General features: G+C 74.0%; 25 protein-coding genes, 1 tRNA gene and 2 pseudogenes. 8 read left to right on the top strand and 20 right to left on the bottom strand.

Going from position 1 to position 26,601, the window contains the following annotated elements:
- Nucleotides 1–76 precede the first annotated feature (76 nt).
- The 9 genes and pseudogenes from ACWPWV_RS16470 to pdxT form a co-directional block, all read right to left on the bottom strand.
- Entirely contained in the window at nucleotides 77–682 is a 606-nt protein-coding gene (locus ACWPWV_RS16470) for an adenine phosphoribosyltransferase (RefSeq protein WP_454044005.1), read from the bottom strand.
- Complete coding sequence (secF, locus tag ACWPWV_RS16475) at nucleotides 679–1,803, bottom strand: protein translocase subunit SecF (protein WP_454044006.1); 1,125 nt, start codon at nucleotides 1,801–1,803, stop codon at nucleotides 679–681. The genes ACWPWV_RS16470 and secF overlap by 4 nt, the downstream gene beginning before the upstream one ends.
- On the bottom strand, nucleotides 1,803–3,785 hold the full coding sequence (secD, locus tag ACWPWV_RS16480; RefSeq protein ID WP_454044007.1) for a protein translocase subunit SecD: 1,983 nt from the start codon (nucleotides 3,783–3,785) through the stop codon (nucleotides 1,803–1,805). The genes secF and secD overlap by 1 nt, the downstream gene beginning before the upstream one ends.
- An 81-nt stretch (nucleotides 3,786–3,866) precedes the next feature.
- On the bottom strand, nucleotides 3,867–4,331 hold the full coding sequence (yajC, locus tag ACWPWV_RS16485; protein ID WP_454044008.1) for a preprotein translocase subunit YajC: 465 nt from the start codon (nucleotides 4,329–4,331) through the stop codon (nucleotides 3,867–3,869).
- Between the two features lie 192 nt (nucleotides 4,332–4,523).
- Nucleotides 4,524–5,597: a Holliday junction branch migration DNA helicase RuvB gene (gene ruvB / locus ACWPWV_RS16490; RefSeq protein ID WP_454044009.1), complete on the bottom strand. Its 1,074-nt coding sequence runs from the start codon at nucleotides 5,595–5,597 to the stop codon at nucleotides 4,524–4,526.
- A 2-nt stretch (nucleotides 5,598–5,599) separates the two neighbouring features.
- Entirely contained in the window at nucleotides 5,600–6,232 is a 633-nt protein-coding gene (gene ruvA / locus ACWPWV_RS16495; RefSeq protein WP_454044010.1) for a Holliday junction branch migration protein RuvA, read from the bottom strand.
- Nucleotides 6,233–6,424: 192 nt separating this feature from the next.
- Nucleotides 6,425–6,988, bottom strand: a complete 564-nt coding sequence (ruvC, locus tag ACWPWV_RS16500) for a crossover junction endodeoxyribonuclease RuvC (protein WP_454044011.1) — start codon at nucleotides 6,986–6,988, stop codon at nucleotides 6,425–6,427.
- A 235-nt stretch (nucleotides 6,989–7,223) separates the two neighbouring features.
- A pseudogene (locus tag ACWPWV_RS16505) lies at nucleotides 7,224–7,981 on the bottom strand (YebC/PmpR family DNA-binding transcriptional regulator); the annotation flags it as partial.
- A 6-nt stretch (nucleotides 7,982–7,987) separates the two neighbouring features.
- A pseudogene (pdxT, locus tag ACWPWV_RS16510) lies at nucleotides 7,988–8,610 on the bottom strand (pyridoxal 5'-phosphate synthase glutaminase subunit PdxT).
- A 37-nt stretch (nucleotides 8,611–8,647) separates the two neighbouring features.
- On the opposite strand from pdxT, the gene ACWPWV_RS16515 reads away from it, so the two are divergent.
- A complete protein-coding gene (locus tag ACWPWV_RS16515) occupies nucleotides 8,648–9,322 on the top strand; it encodes a hypothetical protein (protein ID WP_454044012.1) in 675 nt (224 codons plus the stop codon).
- A gap of 29 nt (nucleotides 9,323–9,351) precedes the next feature.
- Here ACWPWV_RS16515 and ACWPWV_RS16520 read toward each other — a convergent pair whose 3' ends face one another.
- The 10 genes from ACWPWV_RS16520 to ACWPWV_RS16565 all read right to left on the bottom strand — a co-directional run bounded on the left by ACWPWV_RS16520 (nucleotide 9,352) and on the right by ACWPWV_RS16565 (nucleotide 19,555).
- Nucleotides 9,352–9,918 (bottom strand): NUDIX hydrolase, encoded by a 567-nt coding sequence (locus ACWPWV_RS16520; protein WP_454044013.1) that lies wholly within the window; start codon nucleotides 9,916–9,918, stop codon nucleotides 9,352–9,354.
- A gap of 61 nt (nucleotides 9,919–9,979) precedes the next feature.
- Nucleotides 9,980–10,921 carry a pyridoxal 5'-phosphate synthase lyase subunit PdxS gene (gene pdxS / locus ACWPWV_RS16525; RefSeq protein ID WP_454044570.1) on the bottom strand — a complete coding sequence of 314 codons (942 nt, stop codon included), beginning with the start codon at nucleotides 10,919–10,921 and terminating at the stop codon, nucleotides 9,980–9,982.
- Between the two features lie 221 nt (nucleotides 10,922–11,142).
- Nucleotides 11,143–11,793 (bottom strand): hypothetical protein, encoded by a 651-nt coding sequence (locus ACWPWV_RS16530; protein WP_454044014.1) that lies wholly within the window; start codon nucleotides 11,791–11,793, stop codon nucleotides 11,143–11,145.
- Nucleotides 11,790–13,001, bottom strand: coding sequence for a glycosyltransferase family 4 protein (locus ACWPWV_RS16535; protein WP_454044571.1), 1,212 nt, complete (start codon nucleotides 12,999–13,001; stop codon nucleotides 11,790–11,792). The genes ACWPWV_RS16530 and ACWPWV_RS16535 overlap by 4 nt, the downstream gene beginning before the upstream one ends.
- 2 nt (nucleotides 13,002–13,003) lie before the next feature.
- Nucleotides 13,004–13,999 (bottom strand): phosphatidylinositol mannoside acyltransferase, encoded by a 996-nt coding sequence (locus tag ACWPWV_RS16540; protein ID WP_454044015.1) that lies wholly within the window; start codon nucleotides 13,997–13,999, stop codon nucleotides 13,004–13,006.
- A 2-nt stretch (nucleotides 14,000–14,001) separates the two neighbouring features.
- A complete protein-coding gene (gene pgsA / locus ACWPWV_RS16545; protein WP_454044016.1) occupies nucleotides 14,002–14,685 on the bottom strand; it encodes a phosphatidylinositol phosphate synthase in 684 nt (227 codons plus the stop codon).
- Nucleotides 14,685–15,287: an HIT family protein gene (locus ACWPWV_RS16550; protein WP_454044017.1), complete on the bottom strand. Its 603-nt coding sequence runs from the start codon at nucleotides 15,285–15,287 to the stop codon at nucleotides 14,685–14,687. Before ACWPWV_RS16550 ends, pgsA begins: the two co-directional genes overlap by 1 nt.
- 37 nt (nucleotides 15,288–15,324) lie before the next feature.
- Nucleotides 15,325–17,352, bottom strand: coding sequence for a threonine--tRNA ligase (gene thrS / locus ACWPWV_RS16555; RefSeq protein WP_454044018.1), 2,028 nt, complete (start codon nucleotides 17,350–17,352; stop codon nucleotides 15,325–15,327).
- A 178-nt stretch (nucleotides 17,353–17,530) separates the two neighbouring features.
- A complete protein-coding gene (locus ACWPWV_RS16560) occupies nucleotides 17,531–17,773 on the bottom strand; it encodes a hypothetical protein (protein WP_454044019.1) in 243 nt (80 codons plus the stop codon).
- Nucleotides 17,774–17,899: 126 nt separating this feature from the next.
- Nucleotides 17,900–19,555: a CYTH and CHAD domain-containing protein gene (locus ACWPWV_RS16565; protein WP_454044020.1), complete on the bottom strand. Its 1,656-nt coding sequence runs from the start codon at nucleotides 19,553–19,555 to the stop codon at nucleotides 17,900–17,902.
- A gap of 222 nt (nucleotides 19,556–19,777) precedes the next feature.
- Between ACWPWV_RS16565 and ACWPWV_RS16570 the strand changes: the two genes are divergently transcribed.
- The 7 genes from ACWPWV_RS16570 to ACWPWV_RS16600 are packed head-to-tail and all read left to right on the top strand — an operon-like array spanning nucleotide 19,778 to nucleotide 26,390.
- Nucleotides 19,778–20,818: an ABC transporter substrate-binding protein gene (locus ACWPWV_RS16570; RefSeq protein WP_454044021.1), complete on the top strand. Its 1,041-nt coding sequence runs from the start codon at nucleotides 19,778–19,780 to the stop codon at nucleotides 20,816–20,818.
- Nucleotides 20,815–21,594 carry an ABC transporter ATP-binding protein gene (locus ACWPWV_RS16575; RefSeq protein WP_454044022.1) on the top strand — a complete coding sequence of 260 codons (780 nt, stop codon included), beginning with the start codon at nucleotides 20,815–20,817 and terminating at the stop codon, nucleotides 21,592–21,594. Before ACWPWV_RS16570 ends, ACWPWV_RS16575 begins: the two co-directional genes overlap by 4 nt.
- The gene (locus tag ACWPWV_RS16580; RefSeq protein WP_454044023.1) at nucleotides 21,591–22,490 is read left to right on the top strand and encodes an ABC transporter permease; all 900 of its coding nucleotides are present in this window, start codon (nucleotides 21,591–21,593) and stop codon (nucleotides 22,488–22,490) included. Before ACWPWV_RS16575 ends, ACWPWV_RS16580 begins: the two co-directional genes overlap by 4 nt.
- A gap of 50 nt (nucleotides 22,491–22,540) precedes the next feature.
- Nucleotides 22,541–23,200 carry a GntR family transcriptional regulator gene (locus ACWPWV_RS16585; protein WP_454044024.1) on the top strand — a complete coding sequence of 220 codons (660 nt, stop codon included), beginning with the start codon at nucleotides 22,541–22,543 and terminating at the stop codon, nucleotides 23,198–23,200.
- A 21-nt stretch (nucleotides 23,201–23,221) separates the two neighbouring features.
- Entirely contained in the window at nucleotides 23,222–24,184 is a 963-nt protein-coding gene (locus ACWPWV_RS16590; RefSeq protein ID WP_454044025.1) for an Ldh family oxidoreductase, read from the top strand.
- Nucleotides 24,181–25,530 carry an acyl-CoA thioesterase/bile acid-CoA:amino acid N-acyltransferase family protein gene (locus tag ACWPWV_RS16595; RefSeq protein ID WP_454044026.1) on the top strand — a complete coding sequence of 450 codons (1,350 nt, stop codon included), beginning with the start codon at nucleotides 24,181–24,183 and terminating at the stop codon, nucleotides 25,528–25,530. The genes ACWPWV_RS16590 and ACWPWV_RS16595 overlap by 4 nt, the downstream gene beginning before the upstream one ends.
- On the top strand, nucleotides 25,527–26,390 hold the full coding sequence (locus ACWPWV_RS16600) for a DUF1684 domain-containing protein (RefSeq protein WP_454044027.1): 864 nt from the start codon (nucleotides 25,527–25,529) through the stop codon (nucleotides 26,388–26,390). The genes ACWPWV_RS16595 and ACWPWV_RS16600 overlap by 4 nt, the downstream gene beginning before the upstream one ends.
- Nucleotides 26,391–26,524: 134 nt before the next feature.
- Here ACWPWV_RS16600 and ACWPWV_RS16605 read toward each other — a convergent pair.
- Nucleotides 26,525–26,596 (bottom strand) — tRNA-Val (locus ACWPWV_RS16605).
- Between the last annotated feature and the right edge of the window lie 5 nt (nucleotides 26,597–26,601).

Here is a 26,601-nt window from a genome sequence, read left to right on the forward strand (position 1 = left end):
TGCGCCTCCCTCCGTGTGCGGCCGACGTGGGCCGACGTTCGTGCGACGACCTGCCGCACCGACCGGAGTGGCAATCCTACGACTCCACGTGCAGGAGCGTGGTCACCCCACGTCCCGCGAGGCGGTCACGACCACCCAGTCCGTCGAGCTCCATGAGGAACGCCAGGCCCACCACGACGCCTCCGGCCCGCTCGACCAGCTCGGCACCGGCGGCTGCCGTCCCGCCCGTCGCGAGCACGTCGTCCACCACCAGAACGCGTGCACCGGGTCGCAGTGTTCCCGTCCGCAGCTCGATCGTGGCGGTCCCGTACTCGAGGTCGTACGTCACCGCCTCGATCGGCGGCGGGAGCTTGCCCGCCTTGCGGAGGGGCACGAACCCGACCCCGAGGTGCGTCGCGAGCGGCGCGCCGAGCAGGAAGCCCCGGGCCTCCAGCCCGACGACGAGGTCGATGCCCCCGTCGACGGCGTCGACCACGTGACCCAGCGCCTCGATGACGTGACGGAACGCGTCGCCGTCGGCGAGCAGGCCCGTGATGTCGCGGAACGTGATCCCCGGCCCCGGGTAGTCGGGCACCGACCGCACGAGCTCGAGGACCCGCGCCGACCGCTCGGGGCCGAGGCCGCCGAGACCGACGGCCCGCAGGCCGTCGGTCCCGGCCGCCGGGACGTGCTCGGCGGTCATCGCGCGGCGCGCCGCTTCCGCGGCTGCGCCCTGTTCCCCTGGTGCGCACCCGGCTGGAGCTGACGCGTGCCGTCGACGCCCGCCGCGGCGAGCACCGCGTCCTCGGCTCCCTCGTCGCCGAGCTCCGCGGCCCGGTCCGCCCGCAGGTCGAGGACCTTGCGCGTGTGCGCGGCGATCGCCGTCTCGCGCTCGCGGAACGCGACCTCGAGGGGCGTCGCGAGGAAGATCGAGGAGTACGCGCCCACCGCCATGCCGACGAACAGCGCGAGCGCGATGTCGCGCAGCGTGCCGGCCCCGAGCAGGAAGGCTCCGATGAAGAGGATCGCGGCGACCGGGAGGAGCGCGACGACGGACGTGTTGATCGACCGCACCATGGTCTGGTTGATCGCCAGGTTGGCGCGCTCCGCGTAGGTGCTCCGGGTCTGGTTCAGGATGCCGGCGGTGTTCTCGCGCACCTTGTCGAAGACCACGACGGTGTCGTAGATCGAGTACGCGAGGATCGTCAGGAGTCCGATGACCGTCGCCGGGGTGATCTCCCAGCCGATGAGCGCGTAGATGCCCACCGTGACGACCAGGTCGTGGAACAGCGCGATGACGGCGGCGAGGGCCATGCGCCAGTTCCGGAAGTAGACCGTCATGACGAGGCTCACGAGCAGGAGGAAGACGACGAGACCGACGATCGCCTTCTGCGAGACGTCCTGTCCCCACGTGGGGCCGATGAACGCGCTGGTCACGTCCCCGACCTCGACCTCGTAGGCGTCGGCGAGCGCGGACCGGACGTCCTCGACCTCCTCGTTGCTCAGCTGCGCCGTCTGGACGCGGACGCTCTCCGCGCCGACCGTCGAGATCCGGGGCTCCTCCTCGGGCGCGACCGACTGCACGGCCTCGACCCCGGGCTGCTGCGACGTGTCCGCCACACCGGAGACGGTGAACTCCGACCCACCGCGGAACTCGATGCCGAGGTTGAGCCCCTCACCGGCGATGCGCACGCCGACGACGCCGAGCGACAGCACGACCGCGACGATCGCGGCGACGAAGTACCGCTTGCGCCGCGCGACGATGGCGTAGGACCGGCGACCGGTGTAGAGGTCGTTGCCCCACTGGGCGAATCCGCTGGCCATCAGTGCTTCTCCTCGTTCTCGCCCGCGGACGCCGGAGCGTCGGAAGGCTGGTCCTCGACGGTCCCCGCGGCGGCGGCCCGCCGCTGCGCGGCGCGCCGTTCGGCGATCGTCGTGCGGGGCCCGTCGCCACCGCCGACGCCGGCCGTGACGGTCTCGCGCGCGGGCGCCTCGGACGCGGTGCGCACCGGCTCGGAACGGGGATCCGGCGCCGACGGCGCGTCCTCGACGACGTCGTCCGACGCCGCTGCGGTGACGACACGACCGCGTCCCGCGTACCGGACGCTGCGTGCCCCGAGCCGGCGGGGGTCAAGCCCCGACCACGGGTGGCCGGTCGCGAAGAACTTCGTCCGCGCGAGGAGCTGCATCAGCGGGTGGGTGAAGAGGAAGACGACGACGATGTCGATGAGCGTCGTCAGCCCGAGCGTGAAGGCGAAGCCTCGCACGCCACCCACCGCGAGGAAGTACAGGACGATCGCCGCGACGAAGTTCACCGCGTCCGAGGCGAGGATGGTGCGGCGAGCACGCTCCCAGCCCTTCTCGACCGCGGAGTTCAGCGTGCGCCCGTCGCGCAGCTCGTCACGGATGCGCTCGAAGTAGACGATGAACGAGTCGGCGGTGATACCGATCGCGACGATGAGCCCCGCGACGCCCGCGAGCGAGAGGCGGTAGCCGATCGTCCACGACAGGAGCGTGATGATCCCGTACGCCAGGAGCCCGGCGACGCCCAGCGACGCCACGGTCACGAGCCCCAGCACGCGGTACTGGAAGAGCGAGTAGATCACCACGAGCAGCATGCCGATCGCGCCGGCGAGCAGGCCCTTCTGGAGCTGCTCGGACCCGAGGGTCGCCGAGATCTGCTGCTGGCTCTGGACCTCGAAGGTCAGGGGCAGGGAGCCGAAGTTCAGCTGGTTCGCGAGGGTCGCGGCGGTGTCCCGGGTGAAGCTGCCGGAGATCTCCGCCTTGCCGTCGTTGATCGCGACCTGCGAGACGGGCGCCGAGATGACGAGGCCGTCGAGGACCATCGCGAACTGGTTCTGCGGCGCCGGGAGCGAGGTCAGCCGCGTGGTGACGTCGCGGAACTCGGTGGTCCCCTCGCCGTCGAACTCGAGGTTGACGACCCACTCGTTGGTCACGGCGCCGGTCTGGCCGACGCGGAGCCCGGAGCTCGCGTTCGCGATGTCCGTGCCCTCGACCTCCACGGGCCCGAGGACGTACTTGGCCAGGCCGTCCGCGGAGCACGCGACGAAGGCGCTGTCCGTCGGGCCGCTGTCGCCGCCCACGAGGTTCTCGGGGACCGTGCAGTCGAGAGCGTCGAACTGCTCCTGGATCTCGGGCGTGATCTGGGCCAGGTCGCTCGGGTTCTCCGGCCGGACGGCCTCCCCGTCCTCGGTGCCCGGCGTCGCGCCGTCCGTCGCCTCGTCGCCCGGCTCCTCGGTCGCGCCGTCGGCCGCCCCGTCCACGGGGGCGTCGGCCGACTCGGTCGCGTCGGGCGCGGCCTCGTCGGTGGCGGCGTCGTCGGTCGCCGCGTCGTCCGCGGCCGCGTCCTCGGCGGGGGTCGCCGTCGGGGCGCCGACCGTGAGGACGGGACGGAAGCGCATCTGCGCCGACTGGCTGACGAGGTCGATCGTCTCCTGGCTCGGCTCGCCGGGGATGCCCACGACGATGTTGCCCGATCCCTGCCGGGTGATCTCCGACTCCGACACCCCCTGCGCGTCGATGCGCTGGCGGATGACGTTGATCGCCTCGTTGATCGCCTCCGGCGTCACCTCGGAACCGTCGGTCGTGACCGGTTCGAGGATGATCTGCGTGCCGCCCTCGAGGTCCAGCGCGAGCCCCGGGGTGAGGCTGGCCCCGCCCGGGTCGTCGGCGGTCTGCGGGTCGAGCTTCGTCCCCGCGAAGAGGCTCCCGAAGAGGGCGACCACGAGGACGCCCAGGAAGACGAGGGTCCGTACGGGCCTCGCTCGTGTGCTGCTGGTGGCCAACTGTCCGTCTCTTCTCGTGCGAGTGCGACGGGCCCGGAGGCCCATCGCGTCAGTCCGGCCGCGCGTGCGGCCGGCGGGTGGTCACTTGCCGTCCGTGCCCTCGTCGCGACGGTCGCGGTCCTTGTCCGCCTTCTCGTCGGTGAGGCCGGACAGGTCGTCGGGGACGACCAGGTCGTCGGAGCGCTCGGCCGGCGAGCCGGAGGAGACGGTGGCCGCGCTGCCGTAGGCCGCGGCGGGAGCAGCCGGCTCCTCGCCGTCGACGAGCTCCTCGGTCTCCTCCTCCACCGGCACGTCGACGCGCTTGGCGATCGCCGCGCGCAACCACCGGGTCTGCGCCCCGGGCGTGGACTCGATCGTGATGATGTCCGCCTCGTCGTCGACCTCGACGATCGTGCCGAACATCCCCGAACCCGTCATGACCTCCTGGCCCGGCGCGAGCTCGGAGCGGAAGTTCTGGGCCTCGCGCTGCTGCTTGCGGGTGCGGCTGGTCATGAGGAACATCGCACCGGCCGCAAGGGCGAGGATGAGGATGAAGCTGATATCCATGACGGGGTCTCACGTGTCCTGTTCGTCGGCGGGGGTCTGCGCGGCAGTCTAGGCGCGCGCGCACGGTTCCCCAACGAGCCGTCCGGCCGTGGAGTTCCCCGCAGGTCCGGTCCAGTCTAGGCCCTTCGCGCGCACCCTGTGACCGCCGTCACGGGGGCCTCGCGGCGCGCGCGCTCCTCCGCCGCGGTGCCGTCAGGCGTCGAAGAGCGTGCTGCCCTCGCGCGGCGGGGTCAGTCCGAGGTGGGCCCAGGCGGCCGGCGTCGCGACGCGACCCCGCGGGGTGCGTCCGATCAGCCCTTCCCGCACGAGGTACGGCTCGGCGACGGTCTCGACGGTCTCGGCCTCCTCGCCGACCGTGACCGCGAGCGTCGTCAGGCCCACGGGCCCGCCGTTGAACCGGGTGCACAGCGCCGTGAGCACGGCGCGGTCGAGCCGGTCCAGACCGATGGGGTCGACCTCGTAGACCTCGAGCGCGGCGCGTGCTGCGCGCAGGTCGAGGCTGCCGTCCCCCCGGACCTGCGCCCAGTCCCGGACGCGCCGCAGGAGGCGGTTCGCGATGCGGGGCGTCCCGCGCGAGCGGCCCGCGATCTCGTGGGCCGCGTCCGGGTGGAGCGCGACGCCGAGCAGTCCCGCAGAGCGGGTCAGGACGCGCTCGAGCTCCTCGCCCGAGTAGAAGTCGAGGTGTCCCGTGAAGCCGAACCGGTCGCGCAACGGGGCGGGCAGCAGGCCCGCACGCGTCGTGGCCCCCACCGCCGTGAACGGCGGCAGGCTCAGCGGGATCGCGCTTGCGCCGGCGCCCTTGCCGACCACCACGTCGACACGGAAGTCCTCCATCGCCATGTAGAGCAGCTCCTCGGCGGGGCGCGCGAGGCGGTGGATCTCGTCGATGAAGAGCACCTCGCCCTCCTCGAGAGAGGACAGCACGGCGGCGAGGTCGCCCGCGTGCTGGATCGCGGGGCCCGAGGTGACGCGCAGGGAGGCGCCGAGCTCGGCGGCGATGATCATCGCCAGGGTCGTCTTCCCGAGTCCCGGCGGCCCCGACAGGAGGACGTGGTCGGGTGCGCTCCCCCGGGCGAGCGCCGCCTGCAGCACCAGCGAGAGCTGGTCGCGCACGACGCGCTGCCCGACGAACTCCTCGAGCCGGCGCGGGCGCAGCGCCGCCTCGGCGGCGCGCTCTAGGTCGTCGGCGCCTGCCGCGACGATGCGCTCCGAGGTGAAGCCGTCCTCGGGGTACGCGCCCGCCCCGACCCGGTCGAAGTCCGCCATCGTCAGCCCCTCTGCCCGCCGAGCACGCGCAGCGCGGCACGCAGCGCGCCCGCGACGTCCGCGGCCTCGACGGCGTCGACGCCGGCCTGCGCGAGGACCGTGGCGACCGCGTCGTCCGCGGCCTTGACGTTCCACCCGAGCCCGACCAGGGCCTCGACGACCTGGTCCCGGCGGTCCTCGGCGACCGGGGTCCCGCCCGCCCCACCGCCCGTGGCGGGGGCGTCGGCCCCGGTGGGCGCGCCGAGCTTGTCCCCGAGCTCGAGCGCGATGCGCTGGGCTCCCTTGTTCCCGATGCCCGGGACGCGGACCAGCGCGGCGATGTCGGCACCCGCGACGGCACGCCGCAGGGCGTCGGGAGTGTGCACCGCGAGCATCGCCAGCGCGAGGCGCGGGCCGACCCCGCTCACGGTCTGCACCGTCTCGAAGACCGTCCGCTCGTCGTCGTCGGCGAAGCCGAAGAGCGTGAAGGAGTCCTCGCGCACGACGAGGCTCGTGGCGAGCCGCGCGGTCTCGCCCACGCGCAGGGCGGCGAGCGTCGCGGGGGTCGCGTGCACGAGGTACCCGACTCCCCCGACCTCGAGCACCGCCCGGTCGAGCTGCACGCTCGCCACCGTCCCGCTCAGCGACGCGATCACCCGGGCTCCTCTCGCTGCGGCTCGCTCGAGCCGTCGGTCGGGTCAAGAACTGATGAGGGACGGTCGTCGAACACCCGTACGACCGCGGTCACTGTAGCAAGGCCCGCCCACGCCGCTGCCGAACGACACGGAGCCTCGCGACCCCCGAGGCGCCCGCCTCCGGCCGGACGGGCCGACCCCGAGGCGCGGTCGCTATCTCGGTGCGCGGCGCGCCGTGCGCTCCGCGGCCGCCCACGCGCGCTGGGCCGGGGTCAGCTCGTGCCGCTCCCCGCCCTGCAACGCCCCGGCGGGCCGCCACAGGTGGCAGATCGCGAGGGCCAGCGCGTCGGCGGCGTCGGCCGGCCGCGGCAGCTCGGCGAGCCCGAGGATGCCCGCGACCATGCGCTGGACCTGCTCCTTGCCGGCCCGGCCGCTCCCCGTCACGGCGGCCTTGACCTCGGACGGCGTGTGCAGCGCGACGGGCACCCGGCGCCGCGCGGCGGCGACCATCGCGAGCCCGGCGACCTGCGCCGTCCCCATGACCGTCCCGACGTTGTGCTGCGCGAACACCCGCTCGACCGCGACGACGTCGGGGACGTGCTCGTCGAGCCAGGCGTCCAGCCGCTCCGAGATCCGCAGCAGCCGCAGGTCCACGCTGAGCTCGGGGTCGGACCGCAGCACCCCGACGGCCACCATCTCGGCCTTGCGACCGGGCAGCGAGTCCACGACCCCCACGCCGCACCGGGTCAGTCCAGGGTCCACTCCGAGCACGCGCACGGCCTCACCCTTTCATGACCTGCTGCGACATCCACCGAGGCGCGCAGCGGGAGCGCCGAGCTGACGGCGCCGGTTCGCACGGCGGCTGGTCGGACCTGGCAGGGCGGGCGGGGTGCGCGCGGTCGTGGCGGGCCTGGCGGGAGCGCCCGAGGGACGAGGGCGCGGATGGTAGACCGCGCGCACCCCGCCCGCCCGGCTCCCCGACCACGACGCCGCTGGTCGAGCGAGAGCAGTCGTCGTTCTCGAGCTCCGCCATGACCTCGTCCGACGCGTCGAAGTTCGCGTAGACGTTCTGCACGTCGTCGCTGTCCTCGAGCGCGTCGATGAGGCGCAGGATCTTGCGCGCACCCTCGGCGTCGACCTCGACCTCCATGGACGGGTGCCACACGGAGTCCGCGGAGTCGTACTCGATCCCGGCCTCCTGGATCGCGGTGCGCACCGCGACGAGGTCGCTGGCCTCGCACAGCACCTCGATGACGTCGCCGGAGTCGGTGACGTCCTCGGCGCCCGCGTCGAGCGCGGCGAGCATGACGTCGTCCTCGGTCACGCCGTCGGCCTTGGGCACGACGACGAGCCCCTTGCGCGAGAACAGGTAGGAGACCGACCCCGGGTCGGCGAGGCTGCCGCCGTTGCGGGAGAACGCGGTGCGCACCTCGGCCGCGGCGCGGTTCTTGTTGTCGGTGAGGCACTCGACGAGGACGGCGATGCCGTTGGTGCCGTACCCCTCGTACATGATCGTCTGGTAGTCGACGGCGTCGGCGCCCTCGCCGGACCCGCGCTTCACGGCGCGGTCGATGTTGTCGTTCGGCACCGAGGACTTCTTCGCCTTCTGGACGGCGTCGAAGAGCGTCGGGTTGCCGGCCAGGTCACCGCCGCCCGTGCGGGCCGCGACCTCGATGTTCTTGATGAGCCTTCGCGAAGAGCCTTGCCGCGCTTGGCGTCGATGGCCGCCTTCTTGTGCTTGGTGGTGGCCCACTTGGAGTGCCCTGACATGCGTTCCTACCCCTTCGCGATCTGGACGAACCGCTCGTGCACGCGCGCGTCGCCCGAGATCTCGGGGTGGAACGACGTGGCGAGCAGCGATCCCTGCTGTACTGCGACGATCCTACCGGCGGCCGCGTCCGGGATCCCCGGCGTGCTCGCGTCGGGGATGCGGGCGAGGACCTCGACGCCCGGTCCGACGTCCTCGACCCACGGCGCGCGGATGAACACCGCGTGGACCGCGGGGTCGTCCCCCGCAGTCCGGTGAAGGCGAGGTCGGTCTCGAACGAGTCCACCTGGCGGCCGAACGCGTTGCGCCGCACCGTCACGTCGAGCCCGATCGATCGTCCGCTGGTCCGCCGTGCCCCCGAGGATGCGGTCGGCGAGCAGGATCATGCCGGCGCACGAGCCGTAGACGGGCAGGCCCTCGCCGATGCGCGCACGCAGCGGCTCGTCGAGCTCGAAGATCCGCAGGAGCCTTGTCGATGGTCGTCGACTCCCCGCCGGGCAGCACCAGCCCGTCGACCTGCTCCAGGCTCCTCGGGACGGCGCACGCCGACCGTGCGGGCACCGGCGGACTCGAGCGCGGCGCGGTGCTCGCGCACGTCGCCCTGGGCGAGGACCCCGATCGTGATCGTCACGAGGGGTGATGATACGTGCGCCGGTAGGGTCGCCGACGTGACGTACCCGCCCGCACCGCAGCCCGGCCCCCCGTACGGCTCCCCCGCCCCGGGGCGGGGAGGCCCGCCTCCGGTGCCGACGGCGCCCCGCCGCGCGCCGCGCGGCGCGGCGGTGCTGGTCGTCGCGGGCGCCGTCGTGCTCGTGGGCGCGCTCGTGGCCGGCGTCCTCGGCGTGACCCTCTTCCTGCGCGCGATCCCGACCGGTGTCGTCCAGAGCGGGGGCGCACCGGGTCCGGCCGCGATCGCGTCCGGGACGGTTCCCGGTGAGGCGGAGGTCGACGTCGCGGACGGGGAGCCCTACACGGTGTGGGCCGTCGTCGCGCCCGGCGAGGTCGCCTTCGCGGCGGACGACGTCGGCGTGACGTGCGACGGCTCCGTCGTGCTCGTCTCCGCCCCGTCCGTGACCGGGTCGTCCGGCGCGGGCACGACGTCCGCCGAGACCGTCGGCGAGTTCACCGCGCCGGCCGACGGGACGTGCACGGTGGCGGTCTCGACCGCCCAGGGGGCACCGTCCGAGTCGTTCCTCGTCACGGAGGGCTGGCGCTTCGGCGAGTTCTTCGCGACCGTGGGCGGCACGGTGCTGCTGTGGCTGCTCGCGATCGGCGGCGGGCTGCTCGGCCTCGGCCTGCTGGTCGGCGGCATCGTGTGGCGCGTCGTGGCGCGCCGCGCCTGACCTCGCCCGCGCGCGTCCTCGCGCGGGCCTCAGTGCTCGCGCGCGAGACCGAGGTGCCGGGTCACGCCGTCCCAGCCCCCCAGCAGCGGTCGGACGAGGCCGGCGAGCCCCTCGGGGAACACCTCGATCTCGACCTCGTCGAGCGCGTCGAGCCCCCACCAGCGGACCTCGTCCACGACGTCGAGCTCGACGTCGGTCCACCCGTCGCGGCTCAGCTCCTCGGCCGCCAGGACGTCGCCGTGGAGTCGGGCGAGGAAGAACACCTCGTCCTGGCGGCAGTGCTGCCGGTAGAAGTCGAAGATCGCGCTGCGCGTGTACACCGGCCCGACGAGGGCCGCGGGATCGAGTTCGATCCCCGTCTCCTCGCGGACCTCGCGCAGCGCCGCGGCGACGTCGTCCTCGCCCTCGTCGATCCCGCCGCCGACCGTGAACCACCACGAGCGCTCGGGCTGGTCGACGTCGTGGCCGCGCACGAGCAGAACGCGGTCCGCGTCGTCGAGCAGCAGGACGCGGGCGCCGCGACGGAAGTACAGGCCGTCGTCCCCGAGCACCCAGTCGGGGCCCAGGGACGACGGCGCGTCCGCACCGCCCGTCACCGCGCCACCCGGCAGCTCGGCCTCGGCAACGGCAGCGGCGAGGGGCGTGGTGCCGTGCGGTTCACCAGCCGCGCTCGGCCAGCCGGTGCGGCACGGGGATGTCGTCGACGTTGATGCCCACCATGGCCTCGCCGAGGCCCCGCGACACCTTCGCGATCACGTCCGGGTCGTCGTAGAACGTCGTCGCCTTGACGATGGCGGCGGCACGCTGCGCCGGGTTGCCCGACTTGAAGATGCCGGAGCCCACGAAGACGCCCTCGGCGCCGAGCTGCATCATCATCGCCGCGTCCGCCGGGGTCGCGATGCCGCCGGCCGTGAACGTGACGACCGGGAGCTTCCCGGTGGCCGCGACCTCCTTGACGAGCTCGTACGGCGCCTGGAGCTCCTTCGCCGCGACGAACAGCTCGTCCTCGGGGAGGGAGGTGAGGCGGCGGATCTCACCGCGGATCGTGCGCATGTGCGTCGTCGCGTTGGACACGTCGCCCGTGCCGGCCTCGCCCTTCGACCGGATCATCGCGGCGCCCTCGGTGATGCGGCGCAGCGCCTCCCCCAGGTTGGTCGCGCCGCACACGAAGGGCACCGTGAACTGCCACTTGTCGATGTGGTTCGCGTAGTCGGCGGGCGTGAGCACCTCGGACTCGTCGACGTAGTCCACGCCGAGCGACTGGAGCACCTGCGCCTCGACGAAGTGACCGATGCGGGCCTTCGCCATCACGGGGATCGAGACCGCCGCGATGATGCCGTCGATCATGTCGGGGTCCGACATGCGGGAGACGCCGCCCTGGGCGCGGATGTCCGCGGGGACGCGCTCGAGGGCCATGACCGCGACGGCGCCGGCGTCCTCGGCGATCCGCGCCTGCTCGGCGGTGACGACGTCCATGATGACGCCGCCCTTGAGCATCTCCGCCATGCCCCGCTTGACCTTCGCGGTGCCGACGGCACCGGCCGGGGCGGGCGCCGACCCTGCGGGGACGTTCTCGGCGGGGACGTTCTGCTCGGACACGTTGGTCACCGGTACCTCACGTTCGGTTCGAGGGGCGCACGGTCGTCGCGAGGCGGACGGCCGTGCCTCCGCGCGGTCGCGCCGTCGGTTCCCGGCGACGGAGCGTGCCGGGGCGGGGCGTGCGCAGTGGCGGGCACATGCTCGCACACCACGACCATCGTACTGCGGCGCGTCCCGCCCGAGCGGGCGGCGGGCGGGCGGCGGGCGGCCGCCCGCCGCGCTCAGGACGCGCCGGCGGCGAGCTCGACGGGGCGCCCCAGACCGGGTGGCCAGGCGTCGTCCAGCTCGACGGTCACCGGCATCGGGGCGTGGCCGGCGAGGTGGAACAGGCGCACCCACCCCTTGCCGCGCACGCGCAGCGCCTGCGCGACGGCCTCGTTGTGGAAGCGCCGCGCGAGCTGCGCCCGGTACCACGCGGCCGCCAGGTTGCCGAGGAGCTCGTCGCCCGCCGGGGCCTCGCGCAGCTCGGCGACGTCCTCGGGGTCCTCGAGGGCGGACCGCAGCGTCGCCGACAGGTCCGACTCCGCGAGCGCGCGCGACGGCGCCATGCCGCCGAGCAGGCGGCGCGGACGCGGCACGTCCTGCTCGCCCAGACCGGGGACGCTCTCGACGAGGCGTCGGGAGTCCGCGTCGTCGTCGAGGACGGCGTGCGCCGCCTCGGCGAGCAGCACCGAGGTCGCCGGGTCGAGCTCCGCCGACGCCGCGAGGTCGACGGCGGCGGAAGCGCGGCGCACGAGCTGCGCGTCGAGGGCGAGGCGTGACGCCATGACCTTGCGGTGCAGGCGGTCGAGCCGCGACGCGGAGACCCAGAGGAGCCAGCCGACGAGCACGGCGACGGCCACGACGAGGATCGCGGTCTCCGACCAGGTCATGCGCGGGCCTCCTCGTCGCGGTCCGTGCGCGCCCGTCCGAGCAGGCGTCCGCCCCGGCGCGACCGCGGGTCCTCGTGCACCGGGATGACCGCCTCGGAGGCGGCGAGCACCATCTCGTACACGGCGAGCACCTCGGCGGTGACGGCGGACCAGTCGAAGCGGCGGACGAACTCCCGGGCCCGGTCGCGGTACGCCTCGCGCCGGCCGGTGTCGGCGAGGACCTCGACGACCGTCGCCGCGAGCGCCGCGCCGTCTCCGACGGGGAACAGCGCTCCGGCCGCGCCGTCGTCGAGCACGCGGCGGAACGCGCCGAGGTCGCTCGCGACGACGCACGCGCCGGCGCTCATCGCCTCGACGAGCACGATGCCGAAGCTCTCGCCGCCCGTCTGGGGCGCGACGTACAGGTCGACGGACGCGAGCATGGCGGCCTTGTCGTCGTCGCTCACGCCGCCGAGGAACTCGACCGACGCCGCGTGCTCGCCGAGCGCGGCCACGGCCTCGTCGCGTCCCGCGTCGCCGCGGCCTGCGACGAGGAACCGCGCGCCCGGGACCTCGGCGAGGATGCGCGGGATCGCGTCGGTGAGCACGGGCAGCCCCTTGCGCGGCTCGTCGAGGCGGCCGAGGAACGCGACGGTCGGGGCGTCGGGCGTGCCCTGCCAGCGCGGCTGCGGCACGGCGTCGGCGAAGGTGCCGACGTAGACCCCGTTGGGGATCACGACGGCGTCCCCGCCCAGGTGCTCGACGAGCGTGCGCCGCGCGTCCTCCGAGACGGCGATGCGCGCGTCGATCTTCTCGAGGCTCTGCCGCACGAGCGGGTACGCCACCTGCAGGGCGCGCGAGCGCACGAGCGACGTGTGGAACGTCGCGACGATGGGTCCCTGCGCGATCCAGAGCGCGCTCATCGACAGCGACGGGTTCACCGGCTCGTGCAGGTGCAGCACGTCGAACCGGCCGGCGTCGAGCCAGCGCCGCACCCGGCCGACCGTGCGGGGCCCGAACGTCACGCGGGCGACCGACCCGTTGTAGCGCACCGGGATGGCCCCACCCACGGGCGTGAGGTACTCGGGCACGGGGGTGTCGTCGTCCGCGGGCGCGAGCACGGAGACCTCGTGCCCCTGGGCGATCAGCGCCTCGGCGAGGTCGCGCACGTGGAACTGGACCCCGCCCGGCGCGTCGAACGAGTACGGGCAGACGATCCCGACGCGCAGGCTCATGCGGCCGGCTCCGGGTCGGCCTGGGCCGGGGCGGCGCTGTCCTCGCCCGCCGCGGCGCGCGTGCGGGCGTACCGCTCGGGGTCGAGGTCCTCGACGAAGACCTTCTGCAGCATGTGCCAGTCCTCGGGGTGCTCGCGGATCGCGACGGAGAGGGCGTCGACCCAGGCCTGCGTCGCCACCGCGACGCGCTGCGACCGGGGCACGTCGTCCGGCACCTCGACCCGCGGGAAGAAGCGGATGACGAGGCCCCACGGTGTCCCGGCCGCGCGGCGTCGGGCACCGCGCAGGCGCTCGTAGTGGATGCCCGCGGGCACGAGGGGCGCCCCCGTGCTCACCGCGAGCGCCGCCGGCCCGGCGGCGACGCGCGCGCGCTCGCCGAAGAGATCAACCTCGATGCCGCGGGCGGTCAGGTCGCGGTCGGCCAGGAGCGGGATGATCCGTCCCGGCCGGCTCGCGCCGCGCACGAGGTCGCGGAACACGTCGCCGTCGCCGAGGGCGAGGATCTCGAGCCCGAGCCCGGTCCGGAACGCGAGGAACTCCTGGAACACCTCCTCGGGCTCGAGGTGCTCCGCGACGGTGAGGACGGTCGTGAGGTGACGGGTCGCCCACGCCCCGGCGAGGTCCCAGTTGCCCTGGTGGGACAGCGCGAGCACGGGGCTGCGGTCGCCGTCGAAGTGCTCGCGCAAGTTCTGCTCGCCGACGACGCGCACGCGCGCCGTGACCTGCTCGGGCGTCCACGCGGGCAGGGTGAAGGCCTCCCGGTAGTACCGCATGTACGACCGCATCCCGGCCCGGGAGAGCCGGCGGAGCGCACGCGGGGAGAGCCCGGGCCGCACGCGCGCGAGGTTCTGCTCGAGCTGGCGCACCCCGGCGCCGTGCAGCAGCCACGTCACGTCCGCGACGGCCGCGAACACGGCGCGCAGGATGGGCTCGGGCACCTTGTGGGCGTTGCGCCACGCGAGGGTGAAGACCTTGCCGGTGTCGATCCCCATCGTCAGCGTGCGCCTTCCGTCTCGTCGGTCCGTCCGTCGTGGCGCCCGTCGTCCGGCGTCGCGAGGGCGAGCGCCTGCCGGCGCACCGTCGCCACGCGCTGCACGATCGTCACGCCGCTCGCGGCCGCGAGCAGTCCCAGCACGACGACGAGCACGACGGGCGGGACGCCGAGCCCGACGATGCCCGCGGCGACGAGGGCCGCGACGAGCCGGTCCGCGCGCTCCGCGATGCCGACCTGTGCCGTCATGCCGACGCTCTCGGCCCGCGCGCGGGCGTACGGCACGACGGCGCCGAGCGCGAGGCACGCGAGCGCCGTGCACGTCCCCCACGCCACGAGGTCGGGGGTGAGGCGCGCGTCGTCGGCCCGGACGAAGTACAGCGTCAGCCCGACGAACAGGGCGCCGTCGGCGAGCCGGTCGAGCGTGGAGTCGAGGAACGCCCCCCACGGGCCCGAGCGCCCCGCGCGACGGGCCATGACGCCGTCGAGCACGTCGGAGAACGCGAAGACCATGACGACCATGGTCCCGGCGAACAGGTGGCCGGTCGGGAAGAGCCACAGGGAGCCCGCGACGACGCCGAGCGTCCCGGCGACCGTCACCGCGTCCGGGCTCACGCCGAGACGCAGCAGGAGCGCGGCGAGCGGGGTGAACAGGCGGGTCGTGAGGGCGCGGAGGCGGCCGAACATCAGGCGTCCCCCTCCCGCGCGCCGGGCGTCCCGTGCTGCGACTGCTGCGGCTGCGCCTTCCAGGCCGCGGCGAGCTTGGCGCGCGTGTCCGCGAGCAGCTCCGGCACCGCCTTCGTGTGCGCGACGACGGGCAGGAAGTTGGCGTCGCCCGTCCAGCGGGGCACGACGTGCTGGTGCAGATGCGCGGCGATGCCCGCGCCCGCGACGGTCCCCTGGTTCATGCCCAGGTTGAACCCGTCCGGCGCGGACACCGCGCGCACCACGCGCATCGCGGTCTGCGTGAGGTGCGCCACCTCGGAGGTCTCGGCCTCGGTGAGCCCGGTGTAGTCCGAGACGTGGCGGTAGGGCACGACCATGAGGTGGCCCGGGTTGTACGGGTAGAGGTTGAGCACGACGTACGCGTCCTCGCCGCGCGCGACGACCAGCCCGTCCTCGTCGGAGCGGGACGGGACGCGGCAGAACGGGCACTGCCCCGCGGTGTCGTCGGCGGGCTTGTCCTGCCCGCCGACGTACACCATGCGGTGCGGCGTCCAGAGCCGCTCGAGACCGTCGTCGAACCTCGGGTGGTCCCCCGGCGGCTCGATCGTCGCGTCGCCGTCCACGCCCGACCTTCCTCTCGCGTCGTCCCCCACCGCGGCGTCAGACCTGGACGCGGTCGCGCACGGCGGTCACGATCCGCTCGATCGCCTCTGCGACCGGCACGCCGTTGTCCTGGCGTCCGTCGCGGTAGCGGAACGAGACGGCACCCGCCTCGACGTCCTCGCCACCGGCGATGAGCGTGAAGGGGACCTTCTGCGTGCTCGCGTTGCGGATCTTCTTGCCGAACCGGTCGTCGGAGTAGTCGACCTCCGCCCGGATGCCCTGCGCGCGCAGCTGCGCGACGACGTCGGCCAGGTAGTCGTTGAACGGCTCCGCGACGGGGACCGCGACGACCTGGACCGGGGCGAGCCACGCCGGGAACGCGCCCGCGTAGTGCTCGAGGAGCACGGCGAAGAAGCGCTCGATCGACCCGAACAGCGCGCGGTGGATCATCACCGGGCGCTGGCGCGACCCGTCCGGCGCGGTGTACTCGAGCTCGAACTTCTCCGGGAGGTTGAAGTCGAGCTGGATCGTCGACATCTGCCACGTGCGCCCGATCGCGTCCTTCGCCTGGACGGAGATCTTCGGCCCGTAGAACGCGGCCCCGCCCGGGTCGGGCACGAGGTCGAGGCCGGACGCCGTGGCGACCTCCTCGAGCGTGCGGGTCGCCTCCTCCCACGTCGCGTCGTCGCCGACCGACTTCTCGGGGTCGCGCGTCGAGAGCTCGAGGTAGAAGTCGTCGAGGCCGTAGTCCTTGAGGAGGTCGAGCACGAAGGTCAGGAGCGAGGTGAGCTCGTCGCGCATCTGCTCGCGCGTGCAGTAGATGTGGGCGTCGTCCTGCGTGAAGCCGCGCGCACGGGTCAGGCCGTGCACGACGCCCGACTTCTCGTACCGGTACACCGTGCCGAACTCGAACAGGCGCAGCGGGAGCTCGCGGTACGAGCGGCCGCGCGCGTCGAAGATGAGGTTGTGCATCGGGCAGTTCATCGGCTTGAGGTAGTAGTCCTGGCCGGCGCGGCGCACGGTGCCGTCGTCGTCCAGCTCCTCGTCGAGGTGCATGGGCGGGTACATGCCCTCGGCGTACCAGTCGAGGTGGCCCGACACCTGGAACAGCTTCGCCTTGGTGATGTGCGGGCTGTTGACGAACGAGTAGCCCGCCTCGACGTGTCGCTTGCGCGAGTACTCCTCCATCTCCGAGCGGATGATGCCGCCCTTGGGGTGGAAGACCGCGAGGCCGGAGCCGATCTCGTCCGGGAACGAGAAGAGGTCCATCTCGCTGCCGAGGCGGCGGTGGTCACGGCGCTCCGCCTCGGCGAGCCGCTCGAGGTACGCCTTGAGCTCGTCCTTGGTGGGCCACGCCGTGCCGTAGATCCGCTGGAGCTGCGGGTTCTTCTCGCTGCCGCGCCAGTAGGCGGCGGCCGACCGCATGAGCTGGAAGCCGTTGCCGATGAGCTTCGTCGACGGCAGGTGCGGGCCGCGGCACAGGTCCTTCCAGACCACGGTCTCGCTCTCGCGCCCGGCGCCGCGGACGTTGTCGTAGATCGTCAGCTCGCCGCCGCCGACCTCGACGCTCGCGCCCTCGGCCGCCGTCTCCGACGACCCCTTGAGCCCGATGAGCTCGAGCTTGTACGGCTCGTGCGCGAGCTCGGCGCGCGCCTCGTCCTCGGTGACCACGCGGCGGCGGAAGGTCTGGCCCTCGCGCACGATGCGCGCCATCGCCTTGTCGAGCGCCTTGAGGTCCTCGGGCGTGAAGGGCGTCTCGACGTCGAAGTCGTAGTAGAACCCGTCGGTGATGGGCGGCCCGATGCCGAGCCTCGCGTCCGGGTTCACCTGCTGGACGGCCTGGGCGAGGACGTGCGCCGCGGAGTGGCGCAGCACGGACAGCCCGTCCGGGGAGTCGATCGTCACGCCCTCGACCTCGTCGCCCGGGGCGAGCGCGGTGTCGAGGTCCTTGAGCGCGCCGTTCACGCGCACGACGACGACGTCGCGGCGGTCGGCGAAGAGCTCCGTGCCCGTCGTCGCCGTCTCCACCGTGAAGGTCCCGGACTCGGGGGCGGTGGTGACTGGTGGCTGGACGACGTCCGACACGTGCTGCTCCTTGCGGGTGGGAGGACGCGCGCGGCGTCCTCGGTGAGAGCGGTCTCCAGGCTCCGGCCGGTGCCGGGGCGCTCGAAGGGGCGCCGTCGTCGACGGCGCCCCTCGATCGTACCGACCCGCGCACGCCGGACGAACCGGATACCTCCGGACCGGGCGCGGAGCGCCGGGGCTAGCGGCCCGCGACGCCCGGGCCGGGGACGTCCCGGCGGTCGGCGGTCCGGCGGTCGGTGTCGTCGCCGTTGGCGTCCTTCGCCTTGTCGGCGAGCGTGTCGACGTGCTTGTCCACGGAGTCCGGCGCGACGCCCTTGACGGCTCCCGCGACCTGGTCGATGCGCTCGTCGGTGAGGAGCTCCTTGGCCTGGCCCAGGAGGTCGCCGAGACCGCCCTGCTTCTTCGGTTCCCGTTCCGTCATGGCAGAACTCCCTGCTGTGCGCGAGGTGTCGGCGCGGTGGACCCGCGCCCGCCTCGCACGCTAGCCGCGGACCGGACCGCGTGCCACGGCGCGGCGACGACGGGCGGCTGCGCAGCGGTCGACGGCTCAGCCCGCGGTCCAGCGGCGGTGGCGCCTGCGCCGTGCCTCCTCCCACGCGTCGTCGAGGTCCGCGAGCGCCCGGTCGGCCCGCTCGCGCTCGATCCCGACGAGCAGCCCGTAGCTGAACCCGTTCTCGCCCGAGAGGTTCGCGCGCATCCCCAGCTCGCGCAGCGTGCGCGCGAGGGCGACCGCGTCGTGGTGCTCGCCGAGGGCGTCCTGCACCGCCTCGAGGCGGCGGGCGAAGCGCGCCGCGGCCTTGCCGATCGCCGGCTCCATCGACTCCCCCGCGTACCGCGCACGCTTCGCGGCCTTGCGGACGTCGTGCAGCAGCTCGTCCCGGCGCTCTCCCTCCGCCGCGGCCGCAGCCGTGGCCCGACGACGCGTGCGCTTCCAGGTCCTGCGGGCGAGGGCGGGGAGGACCTCGGACGCGGGGTCGGCGGCGCGCGCGGTGAGCGGCGGCGCGTCGGCGAGGTCCTCGAGCGCCGTCAGCAGGTCGAGGTAGCGGTCCTCGCCCATCTGCGCGACGGCGGTGCGCAGCGCCTCGCGGTACCGGGCGTCGAGCTCGTCGACGACACGTGCCCGCACGGGCCCGACGACCAGCTCGTCCGGCAGTCGGTCGAGCACGACCCGGATCCGGTCGCGGGCGACCTCCGCGTCGCGCGCCTCGCCCAGCACCTGCCCCCACCAGCGCAGCTCGTCGCGGACGGGATCGGTGACCTCCCGGTCGAGGAGCGGGCGGAACGTCGCGAGCGCGCTCCGCAGCCGCCGGGCCGCGACGCGGGCCTTGTGCACCGCGTCCGGCGCGTCGCGGCGCACGTCGGGGTCGCGGTCGAGCAGGGCGTCGACCTGCTCGCGCAGGTAGCGCGCGACGACGGCGCCCGCCGAGCCGTCCCCGTCACGGTCGGTCGTCCCCGCCTCGCGCGCGGCGGGCACCGCGTCGCCGAGAGCGCGCGAGAGCTTCGGGTCCTTGCGCTCCGCACGGGCTCCGGCCGCGACGAGCGCGTCGACGACGGCGTCCAGCAGGGCGCCCGGGTCGTCGGTCGCCAGTCCCGCGGGGAGCAGCTCGACCTCGATCTCCCGCCACGCGTCCGTGTGCCCCGCGCCGGCCGCGGCAGCGTCCTCGGCGTCTTCGGCGCCTTCGGTGTGCTCGGTGTCGCCGGCATCGTGCGAGCCCGCCGCCCGGACGAGACGCTCGGTCGTGACCCGGTCCTCTGCCACCTCCACGAGTGCCGCGCCGGCACCCGCCTCCTCGCGCAGCTCCACGACCCTGCGCTCGGTCCGGAGGCGGCCGACCGGCACGAGGGGCGTCCCGTGCGTCAGACCGAGGACGAGCCCGACGAGCTCGGCAGGCGGCTCGGGCGCGTCGTCCGGTGCGGCGAGCTCCGGGGGCAGGGGCGCCGCGTCGGCACCGAGCGGCCGACGCACCTCGTCCCGCGCGTCCCCGGGCGCCGGCAGCTTGAGGTGCCATCCGGCGTCCTCCCCGCCGGTCCGCCGTCGCAACGTCACCCCGCGTGCGAGGAGCCGCAGGTCCGGCGTGTCGTAGTAGAGGGCGTCGAGGTCCAGGGTCCCGGCCGGCCCGGCGGTGGTGCCCGGAACCTCGAGGTCGGGGACCGCCCAGTCGTCCGGCGCGCTCAGCGTGCGCTCGTGCTCGCGATAGGTCATCGGCTCCCCGTCCTCGTCCGTCCCGGTCGTGCCACGACCCTAGGAGGACCGGGACGGCGTCGCACGCAGGGCGACGGACGCGCGCGACCACGGCGGTCGGCGTTACGTCGTCCCATGATCCGAGACGATCCGTGTCATGCTCGTGGCAACTGATGCACTAGCGCATAGTGGCAAGCGCATCACGCAGCGCTCGCTCGTGTGTCAGACGCTTGGAGGAGTCTCATGGCCATGTCACGCCGCTCGGCGGTCACCATCACTCTCGTCGCGGCGACGGGGATTCTCGCCGGGTGCGCCGCGGAGGGCGACGCCGCCGGACCGGGCGACGAGAGCGCCGCCCCCCGGATCTCGTTCCTCTACTCCCCGTACGCCGACTACGCGCCGTTCTTCCTCGCGGAGGACAAGGGGTACTTCGAGGACGCCGGCGTCGACGTCGAGCTGCTCGCGAAGGGCGGCACGTCCGGCGAGACGTACCAGCTCGTCAGCACGAACAACGTCACCGCCGGCGGGGCCACCTGGGGAGCCGGGCTGTTCAACGCGACCGAGGCGGGTGCCTCGCTCTCGGTCATCGCCAGCGTGTCGCGCGTCCCGGAGTCGGGCCCCAACCCCGCGCCGTTCGTCGTCTCCACGGAGTCCGGCATCACCTCGATCGAGGAGGTCGCCGGCACGCGGGTCGGCATCCCCGGCGACGGCGGCTTCGGCGTCTACTCGGTCGCCAAGGCGCTCGAGGCGGGCGGTCTCACCCTCGACGACGTCGAGCTCGTCAACGTCGGCCCGCCCGAGACGGGCCCCGCGCTCGTCGGCGGCTCCATCGACGCCGCCTGGTCCATCGAGCCCATATCCTCGTCCCTCGAGAGCGAGGGCATCACCCAGGAGATCCTGCCGATCGACTACCACGCCGGCACCGAGCTCGGCGCGCTCGTCTTCAGCACGGAGTACGTCGACGAGCACCCCGACGCGGTGGTCGCGTTCACGGCCGCCTACCTGCGCGCCGCGGCCGAGCTGCAGGACGGCGGCTGGGACGACGCGGCCAACCAGGAGATCATCGCCCGGTACACCGAGCTGCCGGTCGAGACGCTGACGTCCCTCGCACTCACCGAGCAGGACCCCACGGGCGAGATCGACTGGGAGGACGTGCACGAGCAGGAGCAGTTCTTCCGGGACCGCGGGACGCTCGAGTACGAGGGCGAGGCGGACGTCGAGGGAATCTTCCGCTCGGACATCCTCGAGCAGGCGCAGGAGCAGGCCGCGGAGCTGGGCTCGTGACGGCCGTCGCCGTCGACGGTCTGTGGAAGGCGTTCTACGACCGCCGTCGCGACGACGTCCTCGTCGCGCTCCAGGACGTGTCGCTGACGATCGAGGACCACGAGTTCGTCTGCGTCCTCGGGCCGTCGGGCTGCGGGAAGAGCACGCTCCTGCGCATCCTCGCCGGTCTCGAGCAGGCGGACCGCGGGTCGACGACCATGGCCGCCCGTCCGTCCGTGGTCTTCCAGGACCACGGGGTGCTGCCGTGGCTGACGGTCGAGCAGAACGTCGAGTACCCGCTGCGCCTGCGAGGCGTGCGGCGGTCCGAGCGGCGCGAGCGCGTCGCGCCGCTGCTCGACATGGTCGGCCTCACGGAGTTCCGCGGCTACTACCCGCACCAGCTCTCGGGCGGCATGCGGCAGCGGACCTCCGTCGCCCGTGCGCTGGCCGACGACGGGTCGACGCTCCTCATGGACGAGCCCTTCGGCGCGCTCGACGAGCAGACGCGCGTCGTGCTCCAGCAGGAGCTGCTGAAGATCTGGTCGAGCACGTCCAAGGCCGTGCTGTTCATCACGCACAGCGTCGACGAGGCGCTCGTCCTCGCCGACCGCGTCGTCGTCATGTCGGCGCGGCCGGGGCGGATCCTCGCGGACGTCCCCATCCCGTTCGAGCGCCCCCGCGACATCCTGGAGCTCCGGCGGGACCCGCGGCACGCGGAGATCACGTACGAGCTGTGGCGGCTGCTGCGCGACGCCGAGGCGCAGGAGCCGCGAGCCGCCGAGGAGGCGGTCGCATGAGGTCCGTGACCGACGCCCGCGTGCCCGGGCACACCGCCGACGCCGCGGGCCAGGCCTCCGTCGACGCGACCCCGGACGCCGCCTCGGCGGCGAGCACGGACGCCGTGACGCGCGAGCTCGCGCAGCGGCTTCGCCGGTCGCGCAAGGGGCGCGTCGTCCGGGTCGTCGGCCCGTTCACGCCGCTCCTGCTGCTCGCGGTCTGGGAGGTCGCGAGCCGCACGAACCTCCTCGACGCGCGGTTCTTCCCCGCGCCGTCGTCCATCGCCGAGACGTTCGCGCAGCTCGTCGCGAGCGGCGAGCTGTTCGAGCACGCGGGCATCACCCTGACGCGCATCGCCGTCGGGTTCGTCCTCGGTGCCGTCCCCGGTCTCGTGCTCGGCATCGCGCTCGGCTCCGTCGCGACGCTCCGGACGCTGCTCGGCCCGATCTTCGCGAGCCTGCTCCCGGTCCCGAAGGTCGCGATCTTCCCGCTGCTCCTGCTCGTCTTCGGGCTCGGCGAGGCGAGCAAGTACGTCATCGTCGCGATCGGGGTCTTCTTCTACGTCTTCTACAACGCGATGGGGGGTGTGCTGCAGACACCGCAGATCTACTTCGACGTCGCCTCCGCCAACGGCGCGGGCCGCCTGCAGAGGTGGCGGACCGTCGCGCTGCCCGCCGCGCTGCCCAGCATCTTCACCGGCCTCAAGCTGGCCGTCGGCGGCGCGTTCGTCATCATCGCGGCGTCGGAGTTCGTCGGCTCGCGCAACGGCCTGGGCTACCTCATCTGGAGCTCGTGGACGACGTTCGCGGTCGCCAAGATGTTCGTGGGCATCGTCACCATCTCCGTGCTCGGATACGTCTCCACGACCCTGGTCACGCTGCTCGAGCGCCGGCTCGTGCCCTGGTCCCGCCAGTAGGAGGAGCACATGAACGCACGCCCCGCCGCGACGCGTCGCGGAGCCGTCGCATGAGCGTCGTCCCGGTCGCCGACCGGATCTACCACGAGCTCCGGCGGCGGATCATCTTCACCGAGCTGCGCCCCGGCGAGGAGATCGACGTCACGGAGACCGCGTCCGAGTTCGGCACGTCCCGGACCCCCGTGCGCGACGCGCTCCACCGGCTCGACCACGACGGGCTCGTCGACGTCCGCCCCCGCGCCCTGTGCCGGGTCGCGCCGGTCACCCTCAAGACGCTCGTCGACGTCCTGGACGTCCGCGAGGCCACCGGACCGATGGCGACGCGGCTCGCCGCGACGCACGCGACGGCCGCCGAGATCGACGAGCTCGAGGCGATCGCGGAGGGCAGCTACCCGAGCGCCCAGGACGTGCAGTCGATCCTGTCGGCGTCGCACCTGTTCCACTGCCGCGTCGCGAAGTACTCGCGCAACCCGCGCCTGCACTCGATCACGGAGCTCGCGCTCGAGGACCTGGAGCGCGCCTTCCGGCTCTGCGGGCGCCAGCCGCTCGAGCCGGGACCGCCGCTCGACGACCACCGCCACCTCATCGCCGCGCTCCGCGCCGGCGACGGCGAGGGCGCCGCGCGCCTCGAGCTCGAGCACATCCGGCGCGGGCGCGCCGTCGTCATGGGCCTGGCCATCGACTCCGGCGCGTTCTTCGGCGACGCCTGACCTCTCCCCGAAAGGACCTCCGTGCCGACGCACCGCACCGTCCGCGTCGACGCGGCCGCCGCCCTCGCCAGGGCACGCGCCGCGCTGGCCCCGTACGACCCCGCCGACGCCGACCTCGCCGCTCGCGCGCTGGTCGCCGGCGACGCGTCGGGGTGGCCCGAGTTCGGGCTCGCCCTGCTCGTCCGCGAGCTCCGCGACACCCCTCCCGGCGACGCGGACCGCTCCGCCCTCCCCGCCTCCTCGACCGTCCCGACCGTCCCCAGCGCTCGCGCCACCGCGACGGTCGACGCGCGGCACCTGCCCGGGCCCGTCGCGCTGGCGACGGCGGTACGCCGCGCGGGCGTTCTCGCCCGCGCGCACGGCGTCGGCGTCGTGGCCGTGCGCCACGCGGGCGGGACCGGCCGCGTCGGGGCGTACGTCCGCGCGCTCGCCGAGGACGGGCTGGTCGGCGTCGCGCTGGCCCAGTCGGGACCGACGGTCGCGCCGTACGGGGGCACCGCGCCTGTGGTAGGCACGAACCCTCTCGCCGTCGCCGTGCCCCGAGCAGGGGACGGCACGACCCGCGCCCTGGTCGTGGACGCCGCCACGGGCACGGTCACGCTCGCGGAGGCGCGCCGTCATGCCGAGCACGGGACGCCCCTGCCCGACGGCGCCGCTCTCGACGCCGACGGCCGACCGACCCGGGACGCCCGGTCCGTCGGCACCCTCCTGCCTGCCGGCCTGCTCGGCTCCCTGCTCGGGCTGACGGTCGAGACGCTCGCGGGCCTGCTGTCCGGCGCTCGCGGCGACACGGTCGGGCGCGGGCTGTGGGTGCTCGCGCTGGACCCCCTCGCGTTCGGTGTCGACGACCTGGCGGACCGGACGGAGCTGCTGAGCCAGGAGTGGCACCGCGCCGGCGGCCACGTCCCGGGGTCCCGGCCCGAGGCGGCCGCGTTCGACGTCGACCGCGACGTCTGGGAGGCGCTCGCCGGAGGTGGCTCGTGACCCTCCACCTCACCGTCGACCCTGCCGAGGACCTGCTCGACGTCCCACGGCGCATCGCCGTCACGGGCGCCGAGCCCGGCGCGCTCGTCACGGTGTGCGGGACGACCGTCCGCGGGGGCGTCCCGTGGTCGGCGCGGGCGACCTACCGGGCGGACCGCGCGGGCGTGGTCCGCCTGGACCGGGACCCTCCCGCCTTCGGCGACTACGGGCGCGTCGACGGGATGGCGCTCCTCACGTCGCAGCGTCCGGACGGGCCGGCGTCCGGTCGCTCCGCCGCCGTCGACGTGTCGGCACCTCTCGTCACGCGGCTGGAGGCCTGGGACGAGTCCGACCTCGCGCTGCGGGCCGAGGCGACCCTCGTGCAGCACTGGACCGGGCCCGGCGTCCGGCGCACGGAGGTCCGGGACCACGGCCTGGTGGGCACCCTCTTCACGCCGGCGGGCGACGGGCCGCACCCGACGGTCGTGGTGCTCAACGGGTCGGGCGGCGGCATCAACGAGCAGCGCGGCGCGCTGTACGCGTCGCGCGGGGTCCAGGCCCTCGCCCTCGGCTACTTCGGCGTCCCCGGGCTCCCCGACCACATCACGCGCACGCCTCTGGAGTACTTCGAGCGCGCCCTGCTCACCGTGCACGACGAGCTGGCCCCGCGTGCCGGCGTCGTCGTCGTGAGCGGCCAGTCGCGCGGGGGCGAGCTCGCGCTGCTGCTGGGCGCGACGTACCCGGCACTCGTGGGCGCCGTCGTCGCGTACGTCCCCGGCGCCCACGTGCACGGCGCCCAGGGCGCCGCCGACCCCGCAGAGGGCTGGGACTCGCCCACATGGACGCTCGGCGGCCGCCCGCTCGCACACCTGTGGGACCACAACCCCGGCGTCGGCTGGCAGCCGTGGACCGGTGGCCCGCCGCCCGGACCGCACCGGAACGTCTACGTCGACGGCCTGCGGGACCGGGCGTTCGCCGCGGCGTCACGGATCCCCGTCGAGCGCATCGCCGGACCCGTGGCGTGCATCGCGGGGACGGACGACCGGCTGTGGCCGTCGAGCATGTACTCGCGCCAGGTCGTCGAGACGCTGCGCGAGGCGGCGCACCCGCACGAGACCCTGCTGCTCGACTACCCCGACGCCGGTCACGCGATCTCCCTGCCGCACCTGCCCGTCGCGCACGGCCCGACCCGCCACCCGGTGTCCGGGATCGAGTACACGACCGGCGGGACGCCCGCCGGCAACGCGTTCGCCGACGCCGACTCGTTCGCGCAGGTCCGCGCGTTCGTCGAGCGCGCGACGAGCATCTCCCCGAGCCCTCGCCGTGAGACCTCACGGCCCGCCCCCCGACGAAAGGACCCGAGATGACCGCAGTGACCGACGAGTACCGCCAGGAGTGGGAGCGGTGGCACCGCGCCCGGCTCGACGAGCTGACGAGCCCCTACGGCTGGATGGCCATGGTCAGCCAGGACTGGCTGGTCGAGGGCGAGCCGCTGAGCATCGACGGGATCCCCGGCACGTGGTCCGTGCAGGGTGGCGACGTCGTGCACACCCCGGACGGCAGCGGGCGGACGGTCACGCTCGACGGCACCCCCGTCACCGAGCCGACGCCGATCTCCACCGGCCACAAGTACTCCTTGGTCCCCGCCTACTTCGGGGACCTGCGGATCGAGACGATCAAGCGCACGGACGCGACCGGTCGCCACATCTTCGGCGTCCGGGTCCGCGACCCGCGCGAGGCGGCGCGCAAGCACCTCGACGACATCGAGACCTACCCGCTGGACGAGCGCTGGGTGCTCCCCGCGCGCTTCACGCGGACCCCCGAGCAGGCGTCGGACTACCCGACGGTCGAGCGGGGCGTCTTCGAGGAGCAGCGCGTCATCGGCACGGTCGCCTTCACGCTCGACGGCACGGAGTACACCCTCGCGGTCGCGGGCCGCCCCGACGACGACACCGGCATCGAGCGGGGCAACGCCCACTTCACCGACGCGACGAGCGGCGGGGAGACGTACGGCAACGGACGGCTCGTGCGGGTCCCGGACATCGAGACCGACGGCGACACGGTCGTCGACTTCAACCGGGCGTTCTCCTTCCCGTGCGCGTTCACGAACTTCGTCACCTGCCCGCTCGCGCCGCCGCAGAACCGCCTCGACGTGGCGGTCACCGCCGGCGAGAAGAAGCCGCCGCTCCAGATCGACCGCATCCAGACCTACGCCCGGGCGTCCTGAGCCGGGCGGCGCTCCGCCCTGGAGCGTGGTGGTGGGCGGGCCGCAGCGCCCGCCCGCCACGGGTCCTTGGACGTGGCAACGCACGAGAGGCGCCTCCCCGTGGGAAAGGCGCCTCTCGTGACCGGTGCTGCTCGTGGGCGATACTGGGTTCGAACCAGTGACCTCTTCGGTGTGAACGAAGCGCGCTACCACTGCGCCAATCGCCCGAGTG

Source organism: Cellulosimicrobium sp. Marseille-Q8652 (genome assembly GCF_965112045.1).

Coding starts and splice junctions, on each gene's coding strand:
- ACWPWV_RS16570 (WP_454044021.1), top strand. CDS start 19,778: ATGGCCATGTCACGCCGCTCGGCGGTCACCATCACTCTCGTCGCGGCG.
- ACWPWV_RS16540 (WP_454044015.1), bottom strand. CDS start 13,999: ATGGGGATCGACACCGGCAAGGTCTTCACCCTCGCGTGGCGCAACGCC.
- ACWPWV_RS16585 (WP_454044024.1), top strand. CDS start 22,541: ATGAGCGTCGTCCCGGTCGCCGACCGGATCTACCACGAGCTCCGGCGG.
- ACWPWV_RS16565 (WP_454044020.1), bottom strand. CDS start 19,555: ATGACCTATCGCGAGCACGAGCGCACGCTGAGCGCGCCGGACGACTGG.
- secF (WP_454044006.1), bottom strand. CDS start 1,803: ATGGCCAGCGGATTCGCCCAGTGGGGCAACGACCTCTACACCGGTCGC.
- ACWPWV_RS16560 (WP_454044019.1), bottom strand. CDS start 17,773: ATGACGGAACGGGAACCGAAGAAGCAGGGCGGTCTCGGCGACCTCCTG.
- ACWPWV_RS16470 (WP_454044005.1), bottom strand. CDS start 682: ATGACCGCCGAGCACGTCCCGGCGGCCGGGACCGACGGCCTGCGGGCC.
- ACWPWV_RS16530 (WP_454044014.1), bottom strand. CDS start 11,793: ATGACCTGGTCGGAGACCGCGATCCTCGTCGTGGCCGTCGCCGTGCTC.
- yajC (WP_454044008.1), bottom strand. CDS start 4,331: ATGGATATCAGCTTCATCCTCATCCTCGCCCTTGCGGCCGGTGCGATG.
- pgsA (WP_454044016.1), bottom strand. CDS start 14,685: ATGTTCGGCCGCCTCCGCGCCCTCACGACCCGCCTGTTCACCCCGCTC.
- ACWPWV_RS16580 (WP_454044023.1), top strand. CDS start 21,591: ATGAGGTCCGTGACCGACGCCCGCGTGCCCGGGCACACCGCCGACGCC.
- ACWPWV_RS16600 (WP_454044027.1), top strand. CDS start 25,527: ATGACCGCAGTGACCGACGAGTACCGCCAGGAGTGGGAGCGGTGGCAC.
- ruvB (WP_454044009.1), bottom strand. CDS start 5,597: ATGGCGGACTTCGACCGGGTCGGGGCGGGCGCGTACCCCGAGGACGGC.